The organism is Flavobacterium tagetis, from assembly GCF_016735615.1.
Classification (GTDB): Bacteria; Bacteroidota; Bacteroidia; order Flavobacteriales; family Flavobacteriaceae; genus Flavobacterium; species Flavobacterium tagetis.
The window spans coordinates 1314701-1340328 of sequence record NZ_JAERSF010000002.1; the positions used below are offsets into that span (position 1 = coordinate 1314701).

Here is a 25628-nt window from a genome sequence, read left to right on the forward strand (position 1 = left end):
TTTTAGATTTCAGATTTATTGCTAAATCTTAACTACCATCTTTAAATCTATATTCAAGTCTTTCGACTTTTGACTTTTGGCTTTGGAACTATTTTACTTGAACTTTAATCGGAGCTTCGTTTTTTAATGACATGACACCACTTGTAATTAAAGTGTCTCCAGGTTTTAATCCTGCTAAAATTAAAATTGAAGAATCTGTTCTTGTAGTTGCGTCAACCATAACTTCTTTTGCTTGCCCGTTGTTGGCAACAAATACTTTTTTACCGTCTTGAATTGGAATAATTGCTTGAGAAGGAACAACTATCGCATCTTTAATAATATTTAAAGGTAATTTGATGTCTGCGAAAGTCCCAGGAAAAAGTTTTCCGTCATTATTATCAGCAAGCGCACGAATCTGAAGTGTACGTGTTGCAACAGCAACTTCTGGTTCGATAGCATAGATTTTTGCATTATAAGTTTTGTCTGAACCAGAAACTTTAAAATCGATTACAGATCCCGATTTTACTTCTGATGCATATTTTTCTGGAATTGAAAAAGTGATTTTCAATTTGCTGGTATTTACCAATTTTGCCACTAAAACAGTTGGAGTAATATAAGTTCCTGGAGAAATATTACGTAAACCAATTTTTCCTGAAAAAGGTGCTCTTACAGAAGTTTTAGAAATTTGCGCTCTAATTAATTGGCTTTGAGCTTGAGCAGAAGCAAGATCAGCTTTTGCAACGTCTGCTTCTTCTTGACTAATGGCTTCTTTCTGCAACAGTAATTTTGCTCTTCTTGCATTTTCAGCAGCCAAATCTTCTCTTGTTATAGCTTGTCTTAATTGTGCTTTTAGTTCAATATCATTTACCTTAAGAAGAACTTGTCCTTTTGTAACATTGCTGCCTTCGTTAAAGAATATTCCTTCAACAATTCCTGAGACTTCACTGTGAATTTCTATTTGTTCATTTGCTTCAATAGATCCAGATAATGCTAAATTATTGTCAAAAGTGGCAGTCTTTATTACGATTCCATTAACAGTTGTTGGAGATTTTTTGTCATTAAATTTTTTTGAGTCTTCGTTTTTACCCTTGTTTGAAATAATTCTGTAGGTAACAAAGCCTCCAATAGCAACAATTAAAAGGGTGTAAATGAGATGTTTTAGTTTCATAAAAAAGAGGTGAATATAGATTTTAGGTTTTGTTTTTCAGCAAGCTTACAAATTTAACTTTTTGGTACGAAATGAAAAGCCGTTAGCTTTTATTTAACATTTGTATGTACAAAGGTTTGCATTTAGACTTAATGCAGGCGAAAAGGTTTAATTAAAGGTTATTTTTTTTTTTTTTTGAAAAATAAACAAAATAAATCAAAAAGTATCTTCTGTGATTTCGATAAAGATAGGCTATTTCTAGGTTGAGAGAAATTTTTCACAATTTGTTTGATTTTTTTTGCACTTTATCGATTTTATTTGTAACATTGATATGTTAAACAAAATGGTGGAATTTTAACAAGACGTTATAAGAATAGTTTTGTGTTATTGTTAAAATATGAAAATAGAAGTTGTTTTTTTTGGTTTTTACTACAAATAGGGAGATAGTAGTTTTAACAAGTGTTTATTCTTTAGTTGTTTAAATAATAAAAAAAATGATTTTATGAAGAAAAAATTACTTCTAAGTTTATGGTTCACATTTTTACTTGCGGCGATTGGCTATTTGTTTTGGCAGAATGAATTTAAATATAGTCTTCCAACTCCAATTCCAAAGAATTACCACGCTATTGCAATGGGATCTAAGATTGAGATTGGTCCTTGCTGTGCATTTGACAATAAACCTATTTTTATTCATTTCTTTAATCCCGAATGTCCTTGTTCGCGATTCAACGTGCCCCATGTAAGCGATTTAATTAAAAAGTACGGAGATCAGATTAATTTCAAAATTGTCGTTTTAAACAAACAAAAGAATTTCACTATTGCTGAAATTCAGCAAAAATTTGATGCCAAAATTCCTGTTTATTTTGATGAAACGATTGCTAAAAAATGTGGTGTTTTCTCAACTCCGCAAGCAGTTCTATTAGATCAATCCCATAATTTATATTACAGGGGCAATTACAATAAAACAAGATATTGTACAGATACGCAAAGTAACTATGCCCAAATGGCGATAGATTCTCTTCTTAACCAAAAGGTAAATCCTTCTTTTAATGCTTTAGCACTTAAGGCATACGGGTGTTCATTACCAAAATGTACTAAATAACTATTTTCCAAAACCCAAAAACTAAAACCTATGAAAACAAAAGCTAGCTTAAACGAACAAGATTATCTGCACAGTTTTATGTCTACAATGACACAAAAATCAGATACGATTATTAATTATGTACTTGCAGTATATTTTCTCCTTGGTATCGGACTTTCTTTTAAATACGATACTTTCGAAATTGGTGTTGGTGTCGGAACGCTGAATCTTTTATTGTATTACTCTGCTAAATTTTTCATGAAAAACTCTAAATTTTATCAGTATGTTCTTTCTGTTGTTCTAGCTATTTTTATGGCACAGTACATTTATCAAATGCACGGAATGTTCGAAATGCATTTTACAGTATTTATTGCCAGCACGATTTTGATTATTTATCAGAACTGGAAACTTCAAATTCCGCTTACTTTATTAGTTGTACTTCATCATGCAGGATTGGCGTATTTACAAAACTATATTTATAATGATGCAAACGGGCTTCAGGTATATTTTTCGCAGGTAAATTTTGATCTTGAAACTTTAATTATTCATACCGTTTTGGCTGCTGTAGTGTTTTTTATGAATGGCTATTGGGCTTATTATTTTAAAGAACACAGTGAAAATCATATCTCAAAAATTTCAGACGAATATGAATTGGAAAACATGAAATTGGCTTCAGCAAAATACAGTTCAATGTCGGCTACAAAAGATTACAATGATTTTATTCATAGAACCACTTTAGATTTGAAACTGCCTGTAAATTCAGTTTTAAAACTAATTGATGTTTCAAAAGGACATACAGATAATGATAAACTACTAAGTTATCTTGAAATGATGAGAGAAAGTGCCAAAAAGATTGATGATTTAGTTAATGATATTCATGTAAAATCAACCAACAGCAGAAGTTAGCTTTTTGTTTTCCGAGTAATCGGAATCTAATTCAAAAAAACATTAATTTTTTTAAATTAATTTAAATATAAGATTTATGGATGCCAAATTGCACCGTCCAACACCTTCTGATAGAGAAGTAGACTGGAATAAGAATAAAGTATTGCTTAGTAAAACTGATAAAAAAGGAACTATCTTATATGCCAATGAAGACTTTATAGATGTTTCTGGTTATGATGAATTTGAGCTTGTTGGCCAGCCTCATAACATAGTACGACATCCAGATATGCCAAAAGTAATTTTTAAATTTTTATGGGACAGTATTAAATCTAGTGAAAACATTCATGTCATTATAAAAAATATGGCCAAAACAGGACGTTATTACTGGGTTGTAACCGATTTTAAAATTATTGCAGATACAGATGGTGAGATTGTTGGTTATTTTGGCACCAGAAAATCGGTTCCAAATGATATTATCGTAAAGTTTATTGAACCTTTATATAAGAAACTTCTGCAGATTGAGGAAACCAGCGGTATGCATGCCTCAGAAGAATATTTGGTAGGTTTTTTGGAAGAAAGAAAGAAAACATATATGGAATATATCGATCATTTGATTGCAACAGGAAAGGACGATAAAAACAAAATAAGCAAAGGATTATTTAGCGGTCTTTTTGAAAAGAAAGCAGATTCTAAAAAGTGATAAATAACAGTATACTTCATTGTGTCTAATAAAATATTCAACTTTAAATTTGACCCCCCATCAAAACTAAATCATATGAATGATAAATAGGACGCAATGGAGTTTTTTTTTAGTTTCTAAGATGCTAAGCTTCTAAGTTACTAAGGTTTCAAAGCTCAACGATTTTAAGTTTAAAATCGTTGAGCTTTTTTGGTGTTAAATATAAAAGGCTAGGGCTTAAACCTTAGCATCTTTGTTAGCTAATATAATTCCAGATATTCTTTTTCTTGGTCAACTCGATGAAAATTGCTCTAAGAATTGCATTTTCAGGTTTTTGAAGAGCAGAGTCTTCTTTTAAGATTTTTATGGCATAATTACGAGCCAGAGAAAGAATTTCTCTATCTTTTACAATATCTGCAATTTGAAGGTTTAGAACACCGCTTTGCTGTGTGCCCATTAAATCACCAGGACCGCGAAGTTTTAAGTCAACTTCGGCAATTTCAAAACCGTCATTGGTTTGTACCATAGTTTCCATTCTGGTTTTACTATCAGAACTTAATTTATGCCCCGTCATTAAGATGCAATAACTTTGTTCGGCACCACGACCAACACGTCCGCGAAGCTGATGCAATTGCGAAAGTCCAAATCTTTCGGCACTTTCAATAATCATTACACTGGCGTTTGGTACATTTACACCAACTTCAATTACAGTTGTAGCGACCATGATATTGGTTTTTCCTTCAGAGAAACGCTTCATTTCAGAATCTTTATCGGCTGGTTTCATTTTTCCGTGAAGGATAGAAATAGAATATTGCGGAAGCGGAAAGTCGCGAGAAATACTTTCGTAACCATCCATCAAATCCTTATAATCCATTTTTTCAGATTCCTGAATCAACGGATAAACAATATAAATCTGTCTTCCTTTTGCAATTTCATCACGAAGAAATTTCCATACTTTCAAACGATTCGTATCGTATCGATGTACAGTCTGAATTGGTTTTCTTCCTGGCGGCAATTCGTCAATAACTGAAATGTCCAAATCACCATACAAACTCATTGCCAGTGTTCTCGGAATAGGAGTGGCGGTCATAACCAAAACATGTGGCGGGATATCATTTTTTTTCCACAATTTAGATCTCTGCTCCACGCCAAAACGATGCTGTTCATCAATTACAGCCAAACCTAGGTTCTGAAACTGTACTTTATCTTCCAATAAGGCATGGGTTCCAATTAAAATTTTAAGTTCTCCGCTTTCTAATTCTTCATGAATAATTTTTCTTTCAGAAGTTTTGGTAGAACCCGTTAAAATTCTAATATTGATATTTAATGTTTTAGCAAATTCTGATAATCCGATAAAATGCTGATTTGCCAAGATTTCTGTCGGCGCCATCAAACAAGCCTGAAAACCATTGTCAATTGCTAAAAGCATGCTCATAAAAGCAACAATCGTTTTTCCAGAACCTACATCACCTTGAAGTAAACGATTCATTTGGGCGTTGCTTCCCATATCGGTTCTGATTTCTTTGATTACTCTTTTTTGAGCATTCGTTAAATCAAAAGGCAGATGATTTTTATAAAATTCATTAAAAAGTTCGCCCACTTTGTCAAATGGATGTCCTTTAATTTTATGTTTTCGAATGAGATTCTTTGTAATTAATTGCAACTGAATAAAGAACAATTCTTCAAACTTCAGTCTAAATTGTGCTTTTGCTAAAATTTCAGCACTTTTAGGAAAATGAATATTGAATAATGCCGCACGTTTCGGAATCAGCTTTAATTCTTCGATTAGAAATGGAGGAAAAGTTTCGGTAAACAATGCTTGTGTTTCCAGAAAAAGCTGTTCCATCAATTTATTAATCGTTCGGTTCGAAATTCCTTTATTAGCCAAAGCTTCTGTCGAAGGATAAACAGGTTGCATAGCCGAGCGTAAACTTCTTTCGTGTTCGCTTAACAATTCAATTTCAGGATGTGCCATACTGAATTGACTCCCGTAAAGAGAACATTTTCCAAAAATTACTAGAGTTTCATTCAGCTTTAAACTTTCGCGAATCCATTTATGGCCTTGAAACCAGTTTAGATCAATTTGCCCTGTATCATCAACAAAAGTAGCTACGAGACGTTTTTTGTTTTTGGCAAATTCAACAGTTTTAATGTGAATTATTTTTCCAATAATTTGAACTTCAGAGCCCGTATTCTGCAATTCGTTAATCTTATAATAACGCGTCCTGTCAATATATCGATTCGGAAAAAGATTGACTAAATCTCCATATTTATGAATACCCAATTCCTTACGAAGTAATTGACCACGGCTTGGGCCAACACCTTTTAAGTATTCAATTGGAGTTTCAAGAAGATTATTAGACATTAAATTATTTTAGATTTTAGATTGCTGATTTTAGATTTGAAGAATTGGAATTTGGAATTTATTTTATTGGGATTTTATTGAAAAGCGAAGATAGATTTTAATTGGGAATTTTGAAAATGAATTGTAATTTTCAACTATTTGAATATTAACTTATCGTTAAGTTGTTAAATGCAGACGCAACCTTTTTAAGAAGGTAAAATCTTAATAATAATTAACCATCAAAAACTTTAAAAATGAAAAAAATTGGACTTTTAATTGTAATGTTTGCTTTTTTAATTTCTTGCTCAAATGACGATTCAAGCAATAAGGCAGATACGGGCATTACAGACTATTATGGAAAATGGGTGCAATATAACGAACCGAAGAATGACGATCCTTCTTCAAATCAGTATTCATATATTTTTAATAAGGATAATACATTTTCAAAAACCAGAGTATATGAAAATATCAATGTAACGCTGACAGGAACTTTTGAGATTATAACTAAAGATAATCTTACTCGTTTTGTATTAACTTATAAAGAGAAAAAGGATAATGCATTTATTTCGAGCTGTGGAGGTGGTTTGATAGAAAGTTTTACTCTGGATAAGTCGGCAAAATTAATAGATGATGCTCGTGCATGTGATGCCGGTTTCGTATTTAAAAAATCAAATTAAAATTTAATATTGCAACTTGTAAAACTCCGTTAGTTTCCTAACGGAGTTTTTTATTTAACGTCAGTATTGTTTTAATAAAAAAGATAATTACTAGATTTGTTCAAATATTCAAATTATAAGCCTCAAATTATGATTAAAGAAGAAAAAGTTCCTTTTGAAACAATGGTATTTTCTGGTATTACATTCAAAGTAATTAACCGACATGAAGCGCATAATATCATTGGAGATCTTACCGATTTCAACAATAATAAAGTCTATAATGTTTTTGAAGATACTTGGCGTTTTCCTGATTACGAAGAAAACCCGATATTTCTATTAGCGGAAGACGATGTAGAAATGGATTTATTTGAGATGGATTTCAGTACAGAAGAACATCCAGATATTTTTATTCTAGGTTTTATTTTTAAAGGAAATCTAACGGTTACCAAGCTTATCAGTTCTTTTGATACTGATAATTCTCCTGCTTTAATCGTTTTAGGAAAAACTACAACTGTAAATATTAATTTGTTCGGAAATGTTCATTATTTGGGTGGTGGTCTGCAATGTGACACACTTGCTGGAGAATACAATCATGGTGAACTTTTTGTAAAAGGAGATCTTACCGCTTGGCTGATTTATACTGATGATATGCTGTTTCATTTTGAGCGTTTTACAGATGTTCAGGCAATTATAAGTGCGGGTAGACCCGATGTGCTAATTTGCAGCAATGTTCAAGACACTGACGGATCTATTATAACTGTTGAAAATTATTTGCCTTCAACCCATAAATTATCTGATATTGTAGAAGATTCTTTTTTAGAAAATTCAGATTATAACGAAGAAATATTAGGCAATAACTATTTAGATGTTTTTAAAGAAGGTCTTTCAATTTTAGATTACGATAAAAAAGAGAAGTATTCGTATGCTGATTTTCGTAATCAGTTTATCAAGATGGTTGAAGTTTTATCTGAAACTGAAGAGCAGAAAGAAAACGGAAAAATCGTTAGACATATTTCAGGAACAACTTATTTGTTTATTCCGTTTGATTATGAAGGAAAAAAATACAGCCAGATTTCAGAAGAAATTTCGAATGGTTTCGGAATCAGAATGCGTGCTTTATGGTGTCATGAAGACGAAGAAATTATGCTTATTCTGGAGTATCTTGACGAAAATGGAGATCCAAAATACCAATGGATGAATGATGAAAATGCTCCAGGAATTGAGCTTTTCTGCGTGAAAAATGCTGTGATGAAAACTTTTGAAATATTGACGGCTGAAGTTGTTGACGACGACGAGGAGGAAACTGAGTATTCAGATTACGATAATAGATTTACATTGGAAGAATATGCTTCTCAATTTGGCAATTACAAACTGCCAGAAGATTTAGTTAAATTATATGAATTTGAACAGGAATATGGCGTAGAAACGTATTCAGAATGTTTTGGACTTACAATAACTGAAGAAAAAACAGGTATAAAAACTTGGTCTGAAGAGGAAGAATTCTATAATAGTTTTATTGAATTTGCAGGTGCAAACGGTTCAGGAAGCTCTTATGCCTATTGGATTATCGATAACGATTTGAATAATTGTCCGATTGTTGTTTTTGGTGATGAAGGTGGAGTTCATGTAGTAGCAGAAAACACTCAAAAATTAATTCAACTTCTAACATTGGATACCGAAATTTCTGTTGATTATGATAAAGCTTATTTTTATCAAGACGAAGAATATTATGAAGAAAGTGAAAATAAGGAAGAATTTCGCGAATGGGTGAAAGAAGAATTTAATTTGGATGCAATAGATACTAATGAAGAAGCAGATGAAATTGTAGAAGAAGCGCAAAAAAAATATAAACAGAAATTTAATGATTTTTTAGTAAAATTTGATATTGAAATTAGCGAAGAAGAGAATGATGAATAGTAGTTTTTTATCTTTGAATAAAAATTAGAAAAATGAAAACACATTTAGCACTTTTACGCGGAATCAACGTTTCTGGGCATAATATGATGAAAATGGAAGCTTTGAAGGCAATGCTGGAAAATCTGGGCTTTCAAAATGTACGAACGTATTTGCAATCCGGAAATGTTTTTGTGGATAGTGAAGAAGATGCTTCAAAAGTTGGTTTTGTGATTAAACAAGAAATCTTTAAAGTCTTTGGTCACGAAGTTCCTGTTGTTATGATTACCAAAGAAAATTTAGAATCATGTTTTGCTAACAATCCGTTCTTGAAAGAAAAAGACATTGATATGAAAAAACTATACGTTGCTTTTGTTTCAATGAATTTGAAAAAAGAGAGCATTAACGATTTGAAAATAAGTCAATTCAAACCAGACGAAGCCAGCATTGATGAAAACAGAATTTTTATTAAATATGCCGTTGGTGCAGGAAAAACCCGTTTTGACCAAAAATATATCGAGAAAAAATTAAATGTAACAGCAACGATTCGAAATTGGAATACGGTTACGAACTTGCTTAAAATGTATAACGAATAATGAAAAAGTATTTTTTTATAATGTTCTTCTTAGGACTAAGCTCTGTGACTTTGGCTCAAACATCAAAAGGAGCTTCAGAAGATTTTAATGATTTTTTTAAGAAATTCAATGCAGATCCTAAATTTCAAGTTAGTAGAGTGATTTTTCCCTTAAAGTATAAGGCTAACAATGACGATTTTGAATTAATAGATTACACAATGGCAAAAGAGAAATATAAAGTGCTTCATCTTAATAACAAAGCTGATGAAAAATATTTAAAACGCACATTGTCAGTTAAGAAAAACAAAGCTACTCTTGAACAGCGTGGTTTAGATAACGGAATTTATATTGATTATATTTTTGAATTAAAAGATAACAAATGGTTTCTAAAAACTTTTGTCGATCAATCGACTTAATGTTAGTCACGAATCCATTTTTGCATGGCTGGAAAAGGCATTTTTTGTTTTTTTTCAGCTTTTTCTTTTCCTAGAGATAATCCCATCCATTCTAAAAGAGGCAATCCCATATAATTTCCTGAAGTGAAATTTGAAATAAACCATTCAGAATTTCCTTTATAACCATGCGGATGAAATACAAATGCTGGTGAAAGCTGTAAATGGTGTAGCGCTGCGTACGACCATAGAATCGCAGCAATCTCGTCGCCTTGGGTTGGCCAATCTTTAGAAATTTCTGTTGTACTTACCAGTTTTCTTTCGGCCGGAACCGTTACAGCAAGATGCCCAGCTTCATGCAGAATATCTCCTGGATATAATAATTTATTGTAATCTACATAAATGCAGTCAGGACCTAAATCTAATCCCGGCAAAAAAGTTTCGCCAAGTTCTTTTTCGATTATATCAATTCCAATTTCTTTCAAAAAGAATGCTACTTTCTTTACTTCCTCATTTTCTTTTAAATTCATATCAATTTGTTTTTAAAATATTTTTCTTGATGTAAATAGTGTCTGCATTATGTAACGCTCCTTTTTTCATCCCACCGCCAAAGGGCTGCATGAATTGTATGTTTTGAGATTCATAACCTTTTTTTTTCACACATTCATTTACAGCCAAAGTTGGCGCTTCAAAGCCAAAAAAAGTAAATTGGCGATACCTTTTTTCTTTTAATGAAAAATAACCGTTCGATTGACTTAAAACTTCTCCAACTTGACAATTTTGAATTGGCTGTTTTGTTTCCGAATCATAAATATAGCCCGTAATCTGAGGCCTTTTACATCTGCTGACCAAACAGCTTTGGACAGATAAAGAAACAAGAATTAATAAAACTATTTTAAAGAAATACTTCATTTACTTTTTAATTAAATCACAATACCAAAATCCAAAATCAAAAGCAGTTTCATCATTAGTATCACAGGCTGTATTTGATGAATCTTGTTTTGCTGGCTTTTCATATTTTCTATAAACAATTTCACCAATTTCAAAATCAATAGGTTTTGAGAATATCGGACCATCAAAAGTAAAGGTGTGAAATTCGCCATTTTCTCCACAGACATCAACATTTTCAGGTAAATCATTTATAAAATTCTGATCGATAATTCTGCCGACAAAACTTTTATCCAAATACTTTTCATTTACACAAACCACAATGGTTTTGAAGCCAAGCGAGATAAATTCTTGAATTAGATCTTGAGTTGGGATTTTCCAAATCGGAAAAACACCTTTTAATCCGATTTTTGCCAATTGATTTTCTCTGTATTGACGCAAATCTTCCAAAAAAATATCTCCAAAAATAGAATGTGTGATACCATTTTGTTTTAGTTCGGTTAAAGTTTCAGTCATTACTTTTTCGTACACTTCCATTGTTGGCATTTCGGGCACTTCTAAGATTTTTAACGGGATTCCGATGCTTTGTGCTTGTTCGTGCAGTAATTCAACACGAATTCCGTGCATCGAAATTCTTTGATATTGCTGGTTGACACTTGTCAGTAAACATTCGATTTGAAAGTCGATATTTTGTAATGTTTTATATAAGGCAAGAGCAGAATCTTTTCCGCTGCTCCAGTTAAATAAGGCTTTGTGAGGTCTAGACACGATGGATTTGTTTTATATGGTAAACTTACAAAATTCGTTCTATTTGTAAAGGAAACCTTTGTAACTTTGGGATTTTGCCTTTTAAATTTGTTTCAATGAAATACATTTTTTTATTATTCACCAGTTTTCTATTTGCACAGCAAACTCAATATGTTGACTTTAAATCGGTTTCAGGACAATTGTCTGTAAATCCAAAAGATAAACTGATTTCAGGAACTGTCGATTTTCAATTTGATGTACTGCAAGAAACTGATACGATTTCGATTGACGCTAAAAACATGGGATTTTCGAATGTAAAAGTCAATGATACTGAAATCATGTTTGTCAATACTAACAAAGAATTAAAATTGGTTTTTCCTTTTAAAAAAGGATATAATCATTTGACATTTAATTATACAGCAAAACCAAAGCAAACCTTGTATTTTGTTGATATGGGAAATGATGAAGTGCAAATCTGGACACAAGGGCAAGGAAGATATACCAGTAATTGGTTCCCAAGTTTTGATGATGTGAATGAAAAATTAATTTTCAATTTAGAAATTTCCTATGATAAAGATTATCACGTAGTTTCTAATGGTGTTTTAAAAGAAAAAATAACAAATGGAAACGTGAATCATTGGCAGTTTGAAATGGAAAAACCAATGAGTTCCTATTTGTTGATGCTGGCCATAGGGAAATTTGACAAAAAAGAATTTAAATCTAGAAGTAAAGTTCCTTTAGAATATTATTACGAACCCAAAGATGCAGATCGTTTTGAGCCAACATATCGTTACTCGAAACGAATTTTTGATTTCCTTGAAAAAGAAATAGGTGTAAAATACCCTTGGAAAATCAACAGACAAATTCCAGTAAGAGACTTTTTGTATGCTGGAATGGAAAATACTACTTCGACTATTTTTGCGACCCGTTATGTAGTAGATTCAACTGGTTTTTGTGATCGAAATTATACCAATGTAGATGCGCACGAATTGGCGCATCATTGGTTTGGAGATCTTATTACCGCTGAAAGCAGCACTCATCATTGGTTGCAAGAAGGTTTTGCAACTTACTTTGCATTACTTGCTGAAAAAGACATTTATGGAGAAGATTATTTTTACTCTAAATTATACGACACAGCACAACAAATTAAGTTTGCATCTCGAACTGACACGATTCCTGTTTTAAACGCAAAAGCGAGTTCGCTTACATTTTACGAAAAAGGAGCTTGGGCATTGTTTGTTTTGCATGAATCGATAGGTGATAAAGCGTTCAAAAAAGCAATTAGAAATTACTTGAAAAAATATGCATATCTAACTGTAAACACTCAAAATTTCTTCGACGAGATTAAAAAAGTCTCTGATTTTGATCTGGATAAGTTTCAGAAAACTTGGTTAGAATCGACTGCTTTTGATACGCCAACTGCAAATGCATTATTGAGCAAAAACAAAGCAATCCAAAAAAGACTGGAAATCGATAAATTGAAAAAAACACCTTTTGCAGATAAAAAGGATATTTTGAAAACTACTTTAGAATCTGATGTATATCAATCGGTTAAAGAAGCCGTTGTTGATCAATTAGAAAATGAAAAATACAAAGACAAAAAGGATCTTTTGCTTCTGGCGATGCAGACTAATAACATCAAAGTACGCCAGAATCTAGCTGGTTCTTTAACCCAAATTCCAGAAGACTTTAGAACAAATTACGAAACGCTTTTGGATGATAAATCGTATCAGACACAAGAAATTGCCCTTTATTGGCTATGGAGAAATTTTCCAGATCATAGAAGGGAATACTTGGATAAATCTAAAAATTGGATTGGCTTCAATGATTATAATCTAAAAACTTTATGGCTTTCTCTTGCTTTGTCAACACCAAACTACACCAATGAAAAAGATGCTATTGTAAATGAACTGATTGCATTTTCATCTACAAAATATGAAGCTACAACAAGGCAAAATGCTTTAGAAAAACTGATTGCTTTTAAAATTATTAATGATCAGGTTTTGAGTAATTTAGTTGGTGCTACAACGCATCATATGTGGCAGTTTTCAAAATTTGGTAGAGATACAATAAGACTTCTGTTAAAAAATCCTGAAATGCGTGCTTCTTTTAATAGAATTTTGCCTAATTTGACACCCGATGAGCAGTTCCAATTGAATCGTTTGTTGAAAGAGTAAAAATAGACTTGATAGAAGAAAGAAGCAAGAGGCAAGATTCATAGCAAAGAATATAAATGGTCTTTCTTCTTGCTTCTTTCCTCTATCAAGTCTAAAAAAAAATATCCCAAAAAAACAAAACCTACATTACAATTTATGAGAGCATTGGTTATTTCAGGTGGTGGCAGTAAAGGCGCATTTGCCGGCGGTGTTGCCCAATATTTGATAGAAGAAAAAAAACATGAATACGATTTGTTTTTAGGAACTTCTACGGGAAGTTTATTGATTCCGCATTTAGCTCTCGGCCATATCAAAAAAATCCATTCTGTTTATACCAATGTTACCATGTCGAGTATTTTTAATATTTGTCCGTTTGTGGTAAAAACGAAAGATGGAGTTGATATTGTAACTATAAATCACTTTAATGTATTGCGCCAGTTTTTTAAAGGGAAACGTACTTTTGGAGAAAGCAAAGGACTGAAAAAGTATATTCAGAATAATTTTTCTCTTTCTGATTTTAATAAGCTTAAAAAGCTAAAAACCGATGTAATTGTTACAGTAACCAATTTTACTAAAAACGAATCAGAATATAAATCGGTAAAAGACTGTACATACGAGGAATTTTGTGAATGGTCTTGGATATCCAGCAATTATGTTCCTTTTATGAGTTTAGTTGAAAAAAATAATTGCGAATATGGTGATGGCGGATTTTCAAGCTTAGTTCCAATTCGTGAAGCAATAAATAGAGGAGCTACAGAAATAGATGTAATTGTGCTTGAAACTGAGGTGAATACGACTAAAACAGTAATTGGAAAAAATCCGTTTTCATTAATGATCGATTTGTTCCGAATTGCCTTAGATCAAGTAGAAAAACATGATATTGCTATAGGAAAACTTATGGCAAACAATAAGAATGTAAAACTAAATTTATATTATACTCCCATAAAATTAACCGATAATGCTTTGATTTTTAATAAAGAGGTAATGAAAGAATGGTGGGAGCAAGGTTATGAATATGCTCAGAATAAATCTGAGGTAATGAGTGATAATAAGATATTGATTTAAGGATTAAATGAAAAGCATATTTTGTCTTCTATCATTTTTAATATTGGCATTTTTTTTTGCTAACTGTCAGAAAGAAAGGCAAAACGTTGATTTTAAAGTGCCAAGAAATGAAGAAGTTAATGCTATAATCAAAGCTCTTATTAATTGTGATAGTTTACCAATTTCTCGATATTTAGAAGAGGAAAGAAAGATATCATTTTGTGAAGATTTGGAAAAACTGAAAATTGAGCACATAGAGAAGGGCAAAATACCAAAGAGAGCAGAAGAAAACTCCGAATTGATAGAGTTTCTTATTGGTTTTCCCGATATTCCACAAGAAAAATTTTTCTTTTCAAAATCAGATTCTTTGTATATCGAATTTCAGAGCAAAAACTTTAATGCTTTTAAATTATTACAAAATGATTTTAATGAAGTTGCTGTCAGATCAGCTAAAAATATTAGAAATGATAGTAAAAAAATAAAATATTTTAGTTATTATCAGGCTACGATTCCAATAATTTCAGCGGATGGAAAAAAAGCTTATGTCAAGTATACTTTCAACTGTTCAGGATTATGCGGTTCTGGTTACCAAGTTTTCTTAGAAAAAATGAAAGGAAAATGGATTGTGGTAAAATATCACCAGGAGTGGGTAAGTTAAAAAGAAATTTGAGATTAAGCAGTTAATATATGCTCAATCTCAAATATAATAATTTTAATACCAAAGTTCTGCAACTTCAGATTTAATAAAGCTCAAAGCAGCATTACTTGGCGATTGCTTTTCTAATAAATCATTTAAGATTACTTCACGAAGTTTATCTGCATTTTCTACTTTATCGCTCATAGCAGCTTTACGAATCATTTGGATTGTTGCATTTTTTGCAGTTGTAATGATCGTCCAACATTCTTCAGACATATAAATCTGCTGTGTCAAATTGTGCTCAAATTCCTGTTCAATTTGGTCAATTACGTAATTTTCGTAATCGTGCTTATTTTGTGAAATAGGAGAAATTCTAATTAACAATTTTGTCAAATTAATACGCTCTAAAAACAAAGTCATACGCTCATATGCTTGTAAACGCACAGGAAGAGATTCTTTGTGAGCTTGTTTATTTAGTAAAAAAGCACGCTTTCTGTCATTGTTTTTAATGTGTAGTTCAAAGAAACGATACGCTACAACTCCTGTAACTAAGGCTGGTAAAGTATAACTAGCAAGTTCTATTATTTTGTTGAAATCCATTGAAATAATTTTTAAGCAAAAATATACTTTTTGATCAAAAATCAACTTTAAATTTATAGTAATAAACAAAAAGGAAGACGTACTTTTGGAACTTGTTTTTTACTGAGACCAAAATATCTTTTTAATGGATTCATACATAATACTTTTTCTTTGTTTGGCGGCTTTTGCTGCTGGTTTTATTGATGCAATTGTTGGCGGCGGCGGATTAATCCAAACACCTATGGGATTGATTTTATTGCCAAATCTTCCCGTTTCTACAGTAGTTGGAACTTTAAAAATTCCAGCTTTTAGCGGAACTGCTTTTGCGGCATTTCAATATTTGAAGAAAGTTGTTATTCAGTGGAAACTGTTAATTATAATGATGTGTCTGGCTGTTCCTTCTGCATTTTTAGGATCTACCATTTTAACTTTGGTAAGTAATGATTTTATGAAGCCACTTTTATTGGTGGTTTTATCTTTACTTTTTGTATATACTTATGCCAAGAAAAATTTTGGACAACATGTTGCCAAAGATCATTCGACAACGACACAAATTATGTATGCGGTTGTTATTAGTATAATTGTCGGATTCTATGATGGATTTATTGGACCAGGAACAGGAAGTTTTTTTGTTGTTGCTTTTATTGCGCTGCTAGGCTTTGATTTTCTTCATGCTTCTGCGAATGCTAAAATGGTAAATCTGGCAACAAATTTCGGTTCGATTTGTTTATTTATGATAAAAGGAAAAATCATTTGGGCAATCGCAATTCCAATGGCAATCAGCAACGGACTTGGAGGTTGGCTTGGAGCGAAATTAGCAATCAATAAAGGCAACGGATTTATTAGAATTTTCTTTTTGATTGTGGTTGTCGGAACTTTGATTCGTTTTGCTTATGATGTGTTTTTTAAGTAAGGTTCTGAGTTGCTAAGATTCTAAGTTTTCTTTCTTTTGTCTGATGAAAAACTTAGTATCTCACAACCTTAAAGTAGCTTAGCATCTCAAAAAAACTGTTTTTTTTCTAGCCCCGATTGAGGCGGTATCCTCGTAGCGTAGCGGAGAGATATAGCTGAAAGCGGGAAACCATGCCTAAAAAAAAGCCAATTGTTTGGCTTCAGAAAAAACTTAGAACCTTAGCGTCTCAGCATCTTAGGAACTTTCTTTTTTAATTCTTATTTTTGCCTAAAAGGAGAAAATTACATGCAGAAATATATTGACCAGCTCAACGAAGCGCAGAGAGCGCCTGTTTTACAAAAAGACGGGCCAATGATTATTATTGCTGGTGCAGGTTCGGGAAAAACCCGTGTTTTAACTATAAGAATTGCTTATTTGATGCATCAGGGAATTGATGCGTTTAATATTCTGTCGCTGACTTTTACCAATAAAGCGGCAAGAGAAATGAAGCACAGAATTTCGGATATTGTAGGGGCATCTGAAGCTAAAAATCTTTGGATGGGAACTTTTCACTCGATATTTGCGCGTATTCTTCGTGCGGAATCTGAACTTTTAGGATATCCTTCCAATTTTACGATTTACGATTCTCAGGATTCGGCGCGTTTAATTTCTTCGATTATCAAAGAAATGCAGCTGGATCGTGATATTTATAAACCAAAACAGGTTTTAGGACGTATATCTAGTTATAAGAATAGCTTGATTACGGTAAAAGCCTATTTTAACAATCCTGAATTGCAAGAGGCTGATGCAATGGCTAAAAAGCCTAGATTAGGTGAGATTTATCAGCAATATGTGGAGCGCTGTTTTAAAGCCGGAGCAATGGATTTTGATGATTTGTTGTTGAAAACCAACGAATTATTGACGCGTTTTCCAGAGGTTTTGGCGAAATATCAAAACCGTTTCCGCTACATCTTGGTTGATGAGTATCAAGATACGAACCATTCTCAGTATTTGATTGTTAGGGCTTTGTCTGATAAATTTCAGAATATTTGTGTGGTTGGAGATGATGCGCAGAGTATTTATGCTTTCCGTGGAGCGAATATTAATAACATCCTGAATTTCCAGAAAGATTATGAAGGGGTAGTAATGTATCGTTTAGAGCAGAATTATCGTTCGACGCGTAACATTGTGGAAGCGGCAAATACGGTTATGGAGCATAATAAAACCAAACTGGATAAAGTGGTTTGGACGGCCAATGAATTTGGTCCGAGAATTAAAGTGCACCGAAGTTTGACTGATGCAGAAGAAGGCCGTTTTGTAGCAAGTACTATTTTTGAACAGAAAATGCAGAATCAGCTCCATAATGGTGCTTTTGCGATTTTATATAGAACCAATGCGCAGTCACGTGCGATGGAGGATGCGTTGAGAAAACGTGATATTCCGTATAGAATTTATGGCGGATTGTCATTCTATCAACGTAAAGAGATTAAAGATGTTTTATGCTATTTACGTTTGGTTTTAAATCCGAAAGACGAAGAGGCTTTGATTCGTGTGATTAATTATCCAGCGCGTGGAATTGGTGATACAACAGTTGAGAAACTAACTATTGCTGCTAATCATTACAAACGTTCGATTTGGGAAGTAATGGTTAATATCGATAAAATCGACTTGAAATTGAATGCTGGTACGAAGAATAAACTGAAAGACTTTGTAACGATGATTCAGAGTTTTCAGGTTATCGATCAGAATCAGGACGCTTTTTATCTGACAGATCACGTTGCTAAAAAGACAGGATTAGTTCAAGAATTGAAGAAAGACGCTACTCCTGAAGGAATGGCTAAAATTCAGAATATAGAAGAGCTTTTAAACGGTATTAAAGATTTTACTGAAGGACAGAGAGAAATTGACGGAGCAAGAGGTGCGCTTTCTGAATTTATGGAAGATGTGGCTCTGGCAACCGATTTGGATAAAGATACTAGTGATGAAGATCGTGTTGCTTTGATGACCATTCACTTGGCAAAAGGATTGGAGTTTCCGCATGTATTTGTGGTGGGAATGGAAGAAGATTTGTTTCCAAGTGCTATGAGTATGAGTACTAGAAGCGAACTAGAAGAAGAACGTCGATTGTTTTACGTAGCGTTAACTCGTGCAGAACATCAAGCTTATTTGACTTATGCCCAATCTCGTTATCGTTGGGGAAAACTGACAGACAGTGAACCATCTCGTTTTATTGAAGAAATTGAAGATCAATATTTAGAATATTTAACTCCATCGGAAACCAATTATCGTTATAAATCTCCTATTGATGGTGATATTTTTGGTGATGTAGATAAATCAAAATTAAGACTAAACAAACCAGTTGGAGGAACTCCTCCAAAACATATTACAGACAACAGTCCTAAGCCTGACTTGAATGTTAGAAAACTAAAACCGGTTTCTGGAAATGCTCCAAGTAACGGAAATTCGAATTTGTTCGACAGTAAACTTACTGTTGGGAATGTAGTGATGCACGAGCGTTTCGGAAAAGGAGAAGTAATTAATCTTGAAGGCGTTGGAGCAGACAGAAAAGCAGAAATTAAATTTGAAGTGGGCGGAATTAAGAAATTGTTGTTAAGATTTGCTAAATTAGATGTCGTAGGATAAAAAATATTGTTTCAAGTTTCAGGTTTCAAGTTGTTGTTGAATAACTTGAAACCTGAAACAAACAAAACTTTAAACATAAAACATAATGGCAGAATTTATAAAAATATACCCAGATAAACCTAGTGAAGCTGCAATTGCAAAAGTTGTAAAAGTGCTTCAGAATGGAGGTTTGGTAATTTATCCGACAGATACTGTTTATGGTTTAGGTTGTGATATTACCAATTCGCGTGCATTAGAAAAAATTGCCAAAATAAAGGGAGTAAAATTAGAGAAAGCCAATTTTTCTTTTATCTGCCATGATTTGAGTAATTTATCCGATTATGTTCGTCAAATTAATACGTCGACTTTTAAAATATTAAAGAGAGCTCTTCCAGGACCTTATACCTTTATTTTACCTGGAAACAATAGCTTGCCAAAAGAGTTTAAAAAGAAAACGACAGTTGGTATTCGTGTTCCTGATAATAATATCATATTAGAAATTGTTCGTCAGTTAGGAAATCCTGTGGTTTCGACTTCTATTCGTGATGAAGATGATGTAATAGAATATACCACAGATCCAGAATTAATTTTTGAAAAATGGCAGCATCTTGTGGATTTGGTAATCGATGGTGGTTACGGAGATAATGTGGGATCAACAATTATCGATCTTTCTGAGCACGAGCCAGTTATAGTCAGAGAAGGCAAGGGGGATATTGATATTTTGTAAAAAAATACACTAAAAGTATAATAGTATGAAAAATATGAGTAACTTTATTATGTTAAAATTTAGTTAGTTACTTAAAAATAATGCTATTCTTAATTATATTTAATTGGTTATTAAAAAAAAATTAAGGATACATAAAAGCAGGTCGATTGACCTGCTTTTTCTGTTTTTATAGTATGTGAAACAAGGATTATTTAGCTTGTTTTTTCATCTCTTTTTCAATCATATCATAGAATTGATCGATTTTTGGCATAACTACAATACGAGTTCTTCTGTTACGAGCTTTGTTCTCAGCAGAATCATTAGCAACTAATGGTACGTAAGAGCTTCTACCAGCAGCGATTAATTTAGCTGGGTTAACACCAAGATCGTTTGTTAATACACGAACGATAGAAGTAGAACGTTTAACACTTAAATCCCAGTTGTCTAAGATAATTCCGTTGCTTTTGTAAGGAACATCATCAGTATGTCCTTCAACCATACACTCAAAATCAGGTTTGTCGTTTACAACTTTAGCAACTTTAGCTAATACAGATTTAGCTTTATCACTTACGTCGTAGCTTCCGCTTTTGAATAATAATTTATCAGCGATAGAGATAAATACAACTCCTTTTTCAACATTGATTTCGATATCTGGATCGTTGATACCTACAGCGCCTTTCAAGCTTGTAACTAATGCTAAAGTAACACTGTCTTTTTTAGTTAAAGCATCTTGAAGTCTAGAGATTTTCAAATCTTTTTCTTTTAAACTTTCAAGAGATTTTTCAAGGTTTTCAGCACCTTTAGTAGTTAAGATTGTTAAATCTTTAGAACTATTGATTAAATCTTGATTATGTTGTTTGTAGCTTTCAGCTGTAGCAGCTAATCCAGCTTTTTCTTCTAAGCACGTATTTAATTTTACAGTACATGAGTTTAACAAATCTTGAGTCTCTTTGTTTTTAGCTTCCAACTCAGCATATTTCTTTTTAGAAACACATGATGTCAGGGCCATTAATACTGATAGTGCGATAACTATTTTTCTCATAAATTTAATTTTAATTAGACTTGATTACAAATTTAGTTTTTAATATTTTGAATACTGTTAAAGATTTCTTTAAATAAGGTCAATTTTCGTATATAGTAAAGGAAAACGACGCTTTTCACCATATAGTATTGCTGAATCTGAAAATCTTTTCGTTTTCCGAGATATTTTAAAGATAAGCAATAAAATGAAAAATGTGCCTTTAAAATGGCAAAAGTGTGTCCAATTTTGCCCTGTGTAAGAAAACGGATACCGGCAATACCATCTAAAACCATGCGGAAGAAAATCACAAAAAACAATCCTCTTTTAGGTAGGTTTTTGACCATCATTAATAATGAATTTCTAAAATTCAAATATGTTTTCTTAGGGTTTCCTTGCTGTAATGTTGCACCACCAACATGGTAAACAACAGATTGGAAATTGTATTTTATAATATGTCCTTCGTTCGCAGCTCTCCAGCATAAATCAATTTCTTCTTGATGCGCAAAGAAGCTTTCATCAAATCCGTCTAACTCGTGATAAACATTTTTTCTTATAAAGAAACAAGCGCCCGAAGCCCAAAACAATTCAATGTTATCATCGTATTGTCCGTTATCTTTTTCAACGGTATCAAATATTCTTCCTCTACAGAAAGGAAATCCGTATTTGTCAATAAAACCACCAGCTGCGCCAGCATATTCAAAATATTCTTTATTCTTATAATCAAGAATTTTAGGTTGAATGATGGCTGTATGTTTTTCTTGATCGAAAGTGTCAAGAATTGGCTTAAGCCAGTTTTCGGTAACTTCTATATCTGAATTTACTAATGCATATATTTCTGCATCAATATGCTGTAAGGCATCATTATAGCCTTTTGCAAAACCATGATTGCCTGAGTTTTTTATAATTTTTACTGTTGGGAAATTTTCTGTAACAAATGCAACAGAACTATCCGTAGAATTGTTGTCAGCAACATAGATTGCTGCACCTTCTGAAAACTGAATAACAGATGGTAAAAACTGCTCAAGCAATTTTACTCCGTTCCAATTTAAAATTACAACTGCTATTTTATCCAAAAGTACTTAGTTCTTTATTATTTGTTAATGGTTTTCTTTATAGTCAGGCAGGCTTCTTAAAAACTCATATTTCTCGTTTTCAAAATCCATTTGACAATAAAAATGGTTTAGTCCGTTTGTGACATTCAAAAACCGTGCCTGCATTGTCATATTGTAACGAGCAATTTGATCAAAAGTTGCCTGAGAGATTTTAACTTCTGGTGCTTTACACTCTACTAATATATGTATAGAGCCGTTAGGATTAAACACTACAACATCATATCGCTTTCGTAATCCGTTGACAGTTAAAACTTTCTCTACGTTAATAAGCGATTTGGGGTATTTTTTTTCATTCATTAAAAAATGAACAACGTGCTGACGAACCCATTCTTCTGGCGTAAGAATTATAAATTTTTTCCTGATTTCATCAAAAATAGACACTTTATTTTCGCTATTTTTGAATCGGAAAGTATAAGCAGGGAAATTAAGTTTAAGCATATAGCAAAAATAGAAAATAGTTTTTTGTTTCAAACAAACTTGAAGCTTTAAACTTGAAACAAATTTAAATGGACGAAGTAGTAAAAATTGTTAACGATATAAAAGCCGGAGATATAAAACCGATTTATTTTTTAATGGGTGAAGAACCTTATTATATAGATAAGCTTTCGGAGTATATTGAAGAGAATGTTTTGGCTGAAGAAGAAAGAGGTTTTAATCAGACAGTTTTATATGGAAGAGATGTTTCAATTGATGATATTGTTTCAACGGCCAAGCGCTACCCTATGATGGCTGAACGTCAAGTTGTTATAGTGAAAGAAGCGCAAGATTTGTCGAGAACAATTGACAAAATAGAGTCTTACGTAGATAACCCGATGCAGACTACTGTTTTAGTTTTTTGCTATAAATATAAAACACTAGATAAGCGTAAAAAAGTTACCAAACTATTAGGTCAAAAGGGAGTTGTTTACGAGAGCAAAAAGCTTTACGAAAATCAAGTAGGAGACTGGATTAAACGTGTTTTAGCTGGAAAAAAATATACTATTGATCCAAAAGCCAATGCCATGCTTGTTGAGTTTCTAGGAACAGATTTAAGTAAAATCAACAATGAGTTAGAGAAACTGCAAATTATTTTACCACAAGGTACGATGATAACTGCTGAACATATTGAAGAGAATATTGGTTTTAGTAAAGATTATAATGTATTTGAACTTCGAAAAGCCATTGGAGAACGCAATCAGCTGAAAGCGTATAAAATTGCAGAAAATTTTGCTCACAATCCAAAAGAATATCCATTAGTAATGACTACTGGTTTGGTATTCGGTTTTTTTGTGCAGCTTTTAAAGTATCATGGTTTAAAAGATAAAAACCCAAAAAATGTCGCTTCAGTACTTGGTGTAAATCCGTTCTTTTTAAAAGAGTACGATTTGGCAGTAAAAAATTATCCAATGCGAAAAGTAAGTCAGATTGTGGGCGCTTTACGAGATATTGATGTTAAGAGTAAAGGAGTGGGAGCTAATGCTTTACCACAATCAGATTTGTTAAAAGAAATGCTGTATAAAATTTTTAATTAAGCCATTAAAATTCACGATATTTGCCTTTCTAAAAATCTTGCATTAAAATATTTATAAAACTATGGGAATGAATAAAAATACCATTTTAGGATGGGCTACTTTAATAATGGTACTTATGGGATTGTTGCTTATAGGTCTTGGAATCTTTAGGTACAGTGATGTTTCAGGCTGGGGATTTGGTGCTGTTGGAGTTGGTTTTTTTGCAAATGCGTGGGTATTCAATGCTTTGAAAGGCAGAGTTTAAAAGATTAAAATTTAGAAAAAGTAAATAATTGTAATAAAAAAATAAAAAATGTCAGACGATAAGAAAGTAATTTTCTCAATGCAAAAATTGAGTAAAACCTATCAAGGAGCAGACAAACCAGTTCTTAAAAATATCTATTTGAGTTTCTTTTACGGAGCAAAAATTGGTATTTTAGGTCTTAATGGTTCTGGAAAATCTTCACTTTTAAAAATTATTGCTGGAGTTGATAAAAACTACCAAGGTGATGTAGTTTTTCAACCAGGTTATACAGTAGGATACTTGGAGCAAGAGCCAATTCTTGATGATTCTAAAACTGTAATCGAAATTGTTCGTGAAGGAGCAGCTGAGACTATGGCGGTTTTAGAAGAGTACAATCAAATTAATGATTTGTTTGGTCTTGAAGAAAATTATTCAGATCCAGATAAAATGGATAAGTTGATGGACCGTCAAGCGGCTTTACAAGACAAAATTGATGCTCTTGGCGCTTGGGAAATCGATACCAAATTAGAAATCGCAATGGATGCATTGCGTACGCCAGAAGGCGATACGCCAATTAAAAACCTTTCAGGAGGTGAGCGTCGTCGTGTGGCATTATGCCGTTTATTATTGCAACAGCCAGATGTATTGTTATTAGATGAGCCTACCAACCACCTTGATGCTGAGTCAGTTTTATGGTTGGAGCAGCACTTAGCGCAATATTCAGGAACTGTAATCGCAGTAACGCACGACCGTTATTTCTTGGATAACGTTGCTGGATGGATTCTTGAGTTGGATAGAGGAGAAGGTATTCCTTGGAAAGGAAACTATTCTTCTTGGTTAGATCAAAAATCAAACCGTTTGGCTCAAGAAGAAAAAGTAGCTTCAAAACGTAGAAAAACTTTAGAGCGTGAGTTGGAGTGGGTTCGTCAAGGTGCAAAAGGTCGCCAGACAAAACAAAAAGCTCGTTTACAGAACTACGACAAATTATTGAATGAAGACCAAAAACAATTGGATGAGAAATTAGAAATCTACATTCCAAATGGTCCTCGTTTAGGTACAAATGTTATTGAAGCTAAAAATGTTGCAAAAGCTTTTGGCGATAAATTATTATATGACAATTTGAATTTTACTTTGCCTCAAGCGGGTATTGTTGGAATTATCGGACCAAACGGGGCTGGTAAATCTACTATTTTCAAAATGATTATGGGCGAACAAGCTACTGATAGTGGTGAATTTACAGTTGGTGAAACAGTAAAAATTGCTTATGTAGATCAGTCTCACGCTAACATTGATCCGAATAAATCTATTTGGGAAAACTTTGCTGATGGTCAGGAATTGATTATGATGGGAGGAAAGCAAGTTAACTCAAGAGCTTACTTATCTCGTTTCAATTTTGGTGGCGGTGAGCAAAACAAAAAAGTATCAATGCTTTCTGGTGGAGAACGTAACCGTTTACACTTAGCAATGACTTTGAAAGAAGAAGGAAACGTACTTTTATTGGATGAGCCTACAAACGACCTTGATGTAAATACACTTCGTGCACTTGAAGAAGGTTTGGAGAATTTTGCTGGTTGTGCTGTAATTATTTCTCACGACAGGTGGTTCTTAGATAGAATCTGTACGCACATTTTAGCATTTGAAGGAGATTCTGAAGTTTATTTCTTTGAAGGAAGTTTTACTGAATACGAAGAAAATAAAAAGAAACGTCTTGGCAGTGATATAACTCCAAAACGTATTAAATACAGAAAGTTAATTAGATAAGAATCTAGAACTTTCAATATAAAAAATCTCAAATTCCAATTATTGTGAATTTGGGATTTTTTGTTTTATTTTTCTGTCCAGTTTTGTCATTTCGAGGT

25 protein-coding genes are annotated in these 25628 nt (G+C 32.7%); 16 read left to right on the plus strand and 9 right to left on the minus strand.

The genetic code is table 11. The features are described from left to right. Positions 1-88: 88 nt before the first annotated feature. Positions 89-1147 carry an efflux RND transporter periplasmic adaptor subunit gene (locus JI750_RS13090; protein ID WP_202002513.1) on the minus strand — a complete coding sequence of 353 codons (1059 nt, stop codon included), beginning with the start codon at positions 1145-1147 and terminating at the stop codon, positions 89-91. 481 nt (positions 1148-1628) lie between these two features. Here JI750_RS13090 and JI750_RS13095 point away from each other — a divergent pair, with 481 nt between their 5' ends. The 3 genes from JI750_RS13095 (at position 1629) to JI750_RS13105 (ending at position 3792) form a co-directional block, all read left to right on the plus strand. Then, positions 1629-2228, plus strand: coding sequence for a TlpA family protein disulfide reductase (locus JI750_RS13095; RefSeq protein WP_202002516.1), 600 nt, complete (start codon positions 1629-1631; stop codon positions 2226-2228). A gap of 30 nt (positions 2229-2258) precedes the next feature. After that, positions 2259-3113, plus strand: coding sequence for a histidine kinase (locus JI750_RS13100; RefSeq protein WP_202002519.1), 855 nt, complete (start codon positions 2259-2261; stop codon positions 3111-3113). Positions 3114-3189: 76 nt separating this feature from the next. Continuing rightward, positions 3190-3792, plus strand: a complete 603-nt coding sequence (locus JI750_RS13105; protein WP_202002522.1) for a PAS domain-containing protein — start codon at positions 3190-3192, stop codon at positions 3790-3792. 235 nt (positions 3793-4027) lie between these two features. Here the strand turns inward: JI750_RS13105 and recG are convergent, their stop codons facing one another. Further along, the gene (gene recG / locus JI750_RS13110; RefSeq protein WP_202002525.1) at positions 4028-6136 is read right to left on the minus strand and encodes an ATP-dependent DNA helicase RecG; all 2109 of its coding nucleotides are present in this window, start codon (positions 6134-6136) and stop codon (positions 4028-4030) included. A 233-nt stretch (positions 6137-6369) separates the two neighbouring features. Between recG and JI750_RS13115 the strand changes: the two genes are divergently transcribed. The 4 genes from JI750_RS13115 (at position 6370) to JI750_RS13130 (ending at position 9655) form a co-directional block, all read left to right on the plus strand. Then, positions 6370-6792: a hypothetical protein gene (locus tag JI750_RS13115; protein WP_202002528.1), complete on the plus strand. Its 423-nt coding sequence runs from the start codon at positions 6370-6372 to the stop codon at positions 6790-6792. A 129-nt stretch (positions 6793-6921) separates the two neighbouring features. Next, a complete protein-coding gene (locus JI750_RS13120; RefSeq protein ID WP_236673044.1) occupies positions 6922-8688 on the plus strand; it encodes a hypothetical protein in 1767 nt (588 codons plus the stop codon). 32 nt (positions 8689-8720) lie between these two features. Then, complete coding sequence (locus JI750_RS13125) at positions 8721-9260, plus strand: DUF1697 domain-containing protein (protein WP_202002531.1); 540 nt, start codon at positions 8721-8723, stop codon at positions 9258-9260. Then, a complete protein-coding gene (locus JI750_RS13130) occupies positions 9260-9655 on the plus strand; it encodes a DUF4348 domain-containing protein (RefSeq protein WP_202002534.1) in 396 nt (131 codons plus the stop codon). Before JI750_RS13125 ends, JI750_RS13130 begins: the two co-directional genes overlap by 1 nt. Before the next feature lie 2 nt (positions 9656-9657). On the opposite strand, the gene JI750_RS13135 is transcribed toward JI750_RS13130, so the two are convergent. The 3 genes from JI750_RS13135 to JI750_RS13145 are packed head-to-tail and all read right to left on the minus strand — an operon-like array spanning position 9658 to position 11287. Then, positions 9658-10161 carry a hypothetical protein gene (locus tag JI750_RS13135; RefSeq protein ID WP_202002537.1) on the minus strand — a complete coding sequence of 168 codons (504 nt, stop codon included), beginning with the start codon at positions 10159-10161 and terminating at the stop codon, positions 9658-9660. A gap of 1 nt (position 10162) precedes the next feature. Next, positions 10163-10543: a hypothetical protein gene (locus tag JI750_RS13140; protein ID WP_202002540.1), complete on the minus strand. Its 381-nt coding sequence runs from the start codon at positions 10541-10543 to the stop codon at positions 10163-10165. Then, positions 10544-11287, minus strand: a complete 744-nt coding sequence (locus JI750_RS13145; RefSeq protein WP_369410018.1) for a Dph6-related ATP pyrophosphatase — start codon at positions 11285-11287, stop codon at positions 10544-10546. It abuts the gene before it with no gap. Between the two features lie 95 nt (positions 11288-11382). Between JI750_RS13145 and JI750_RS13150 the strand changes: the two genes are divergently transcribed. From JI750_RS13150 to JI750_RS13160, 3 genes are all read left to right on the plus strand, one after another. Next, positions 11383-13443 (plus strand): M1 family metallopeptidase, encoded by a 2061-nt coding sequence (locus JI750_RS13150; protein WP_202002543.1) that lies wholly within the window; start codon positions 11383-11385, stop codon positions 13441-13443. A gap of 135 nt (positions 13444-13578) precedes the next feature. Next, complete coding sequence (locus tag JI750_RS13155; protein WP_202002546.1) at positions 13579-14487, plus strand: patatin-like phospholipase family protein; 909 nt, start codon at positions 13579-13581, stop codon at positions 14485-14487. Between the two features lie 7 nt (positions 14488-14494). Beyond that, the gene (locus tag JI750_RS13160; RefSeq protein ID WP_202002549.1) at positions 14495-15124 is read left to right on the plus strand and encodes a hypothetical protein; all 630 of its coding nucleotides are present in this window, start codon (positions 14495-14497) and stop codon (positions 15122-15124) included. Positions 15125-15178: 54 nt separating this feature from the next. On the opposite strand, the gene JI750_RS13165 is transcribed toward JI750_RS13160, so the two are convergent. Further along, positions 15179-15703, minus strand: coding sequence for a DUF7935 family protein (locus tag JI750_RS13165; RefSeq protein WP_202002552.1), 525 nt, complete (start codon positions 15701-15703; stop codon positions 15179-15181). Between the two features lie 124 nt (positions 15704-15827). On the opposite strand from JI750_RS13165, the gene JI750_RS13170 reads away from it, so the two are divergent. The 3 genes from JI750_RS13170 (at position 15828) to JI750_RS13180 (ending at position 19923) form a co-directional block, all read left to right on the plus strand. Then, on the plus strand, positions 15828-16595 hold the full coding sequence (locus JI750_RS13170; RefSeq protein ID WP_202002564.1) for a sulfite exporter TauE/SafE family protein: 768 nt from the start codon (positions 15828-15830) through the stop codon (positions 16593-16595). A gap of 285 nt (positions 16596-16880) precedes the next feature. Continuing rightward, the gene (locus tag JI750_RS13175) at positions 16881-19217 is read left to right on the plus strand and encodes an ATP-dependent helicase (protein ID WP_202002566.1); all 2337 of its coding nucleotides are present in this window, start codon (positions 16881-16883) and stop codon (positions 19215-19217) included. 85 nt (positions 19218-19302) lie between these two features. Beyond that, complete coding sequence (locus JI750_RS13180) at positions 19303-19923, plus strand: L-threonylcarbamoyladenylate synthase (protein ID WP_202002568.1); 621 nt, start codon at positions 19303-19305, stop codon at positions 19921-19923. A 187-nt stretch (positions 19924-20110) separates the two neighbouring features. Here the strand turns inward: JI750_RS13180 and JI750_RS13185 are convergent, their stop codons facing one another. The 3 genes from JI750_RS13185 to JI750_RS13195 are packed head-to-tail and all read right to left on the minus strand — an operon-like array spanning position 20111 to position 22473. Next, positions 20111-20944: an OmpA/MotB family protein gene (locus JI750_RS13185; protein WP_111424856.1), complete on the minus strand. Its 834-nt coding sequence runs from the start codon at positions 20942-20944 to the stop codon at positions 20111-20113. 32 nt (positions 20945-20976) lie between these two features. Then, positions 20977-21996 carry a glycosyltransferase family 2 protein gene (locus JI750_RS13190; protein WP_202002571.1) on the minus strand — a complete coding sequence of 340 codons (1020 nt, stop codon included), beginning with the start codon at positions 21994-21996 and terminating at the stop codon, positions 20977-20979. 24 nt (positions 21997-22020) lie between these two features. Continuing rightward, positions 22021-22473, minus strand: a complete 453-nt coding sequence (locus tag JI750_RS13195; protein WP_202002573.1) for a type I restriction enzyme HsdR N-terminal domain-containing protein — start codon at positions 22471-22473, stop codon at positions 22021-22023. A 68-nt stretch (positions 22474-22541) separates the two neighbouring features. Here JI750_RS13195 and holA point away from each other — a divergent pair, with 68 nt between their 5' ends. The 3 genes from holA (at position 22542) to ettA (ending at position 25530) form a co-directional block, all read left to right on the plus strand. Further along, positions 22542-23546 (plus strand): DNA polymerase III subunit delta, encoded by a 1005-nt coding sequence (gene holA, locus JI750_RS13200; RefSeq protein ID WP_202002575.1) that lies wholly within the window; start codon positions 22542-22544, stop codon positions 23544-23546. A gap of 61 nt (positions 23547-23607) precedes the next feature. Then, on the plus strand, positions 23608-23790 hold the full coding sequence (locus tag JI750_RS13205; protein WP_008464023.1) for a CAL67264 family membrane protein: 183 nt from the start codon (positions 23608-23610) through the stop codon (positions 23788-23790). 48 nt (positions 23791-23838) lie between these two features. Continuing rightward, on the plus strand, positions 23839-25530 hold the full coding sequence (gene ettA / locus JI750_RS13210) for an energy-dependent translational throttle protein EttA (protein WP_202002577.1): 1692 nt from the start codon (positions 23839-23841) through the stop codon (positions 25528-25530). Positions 25531-25628: the final 98 nt, after the last annotated feature.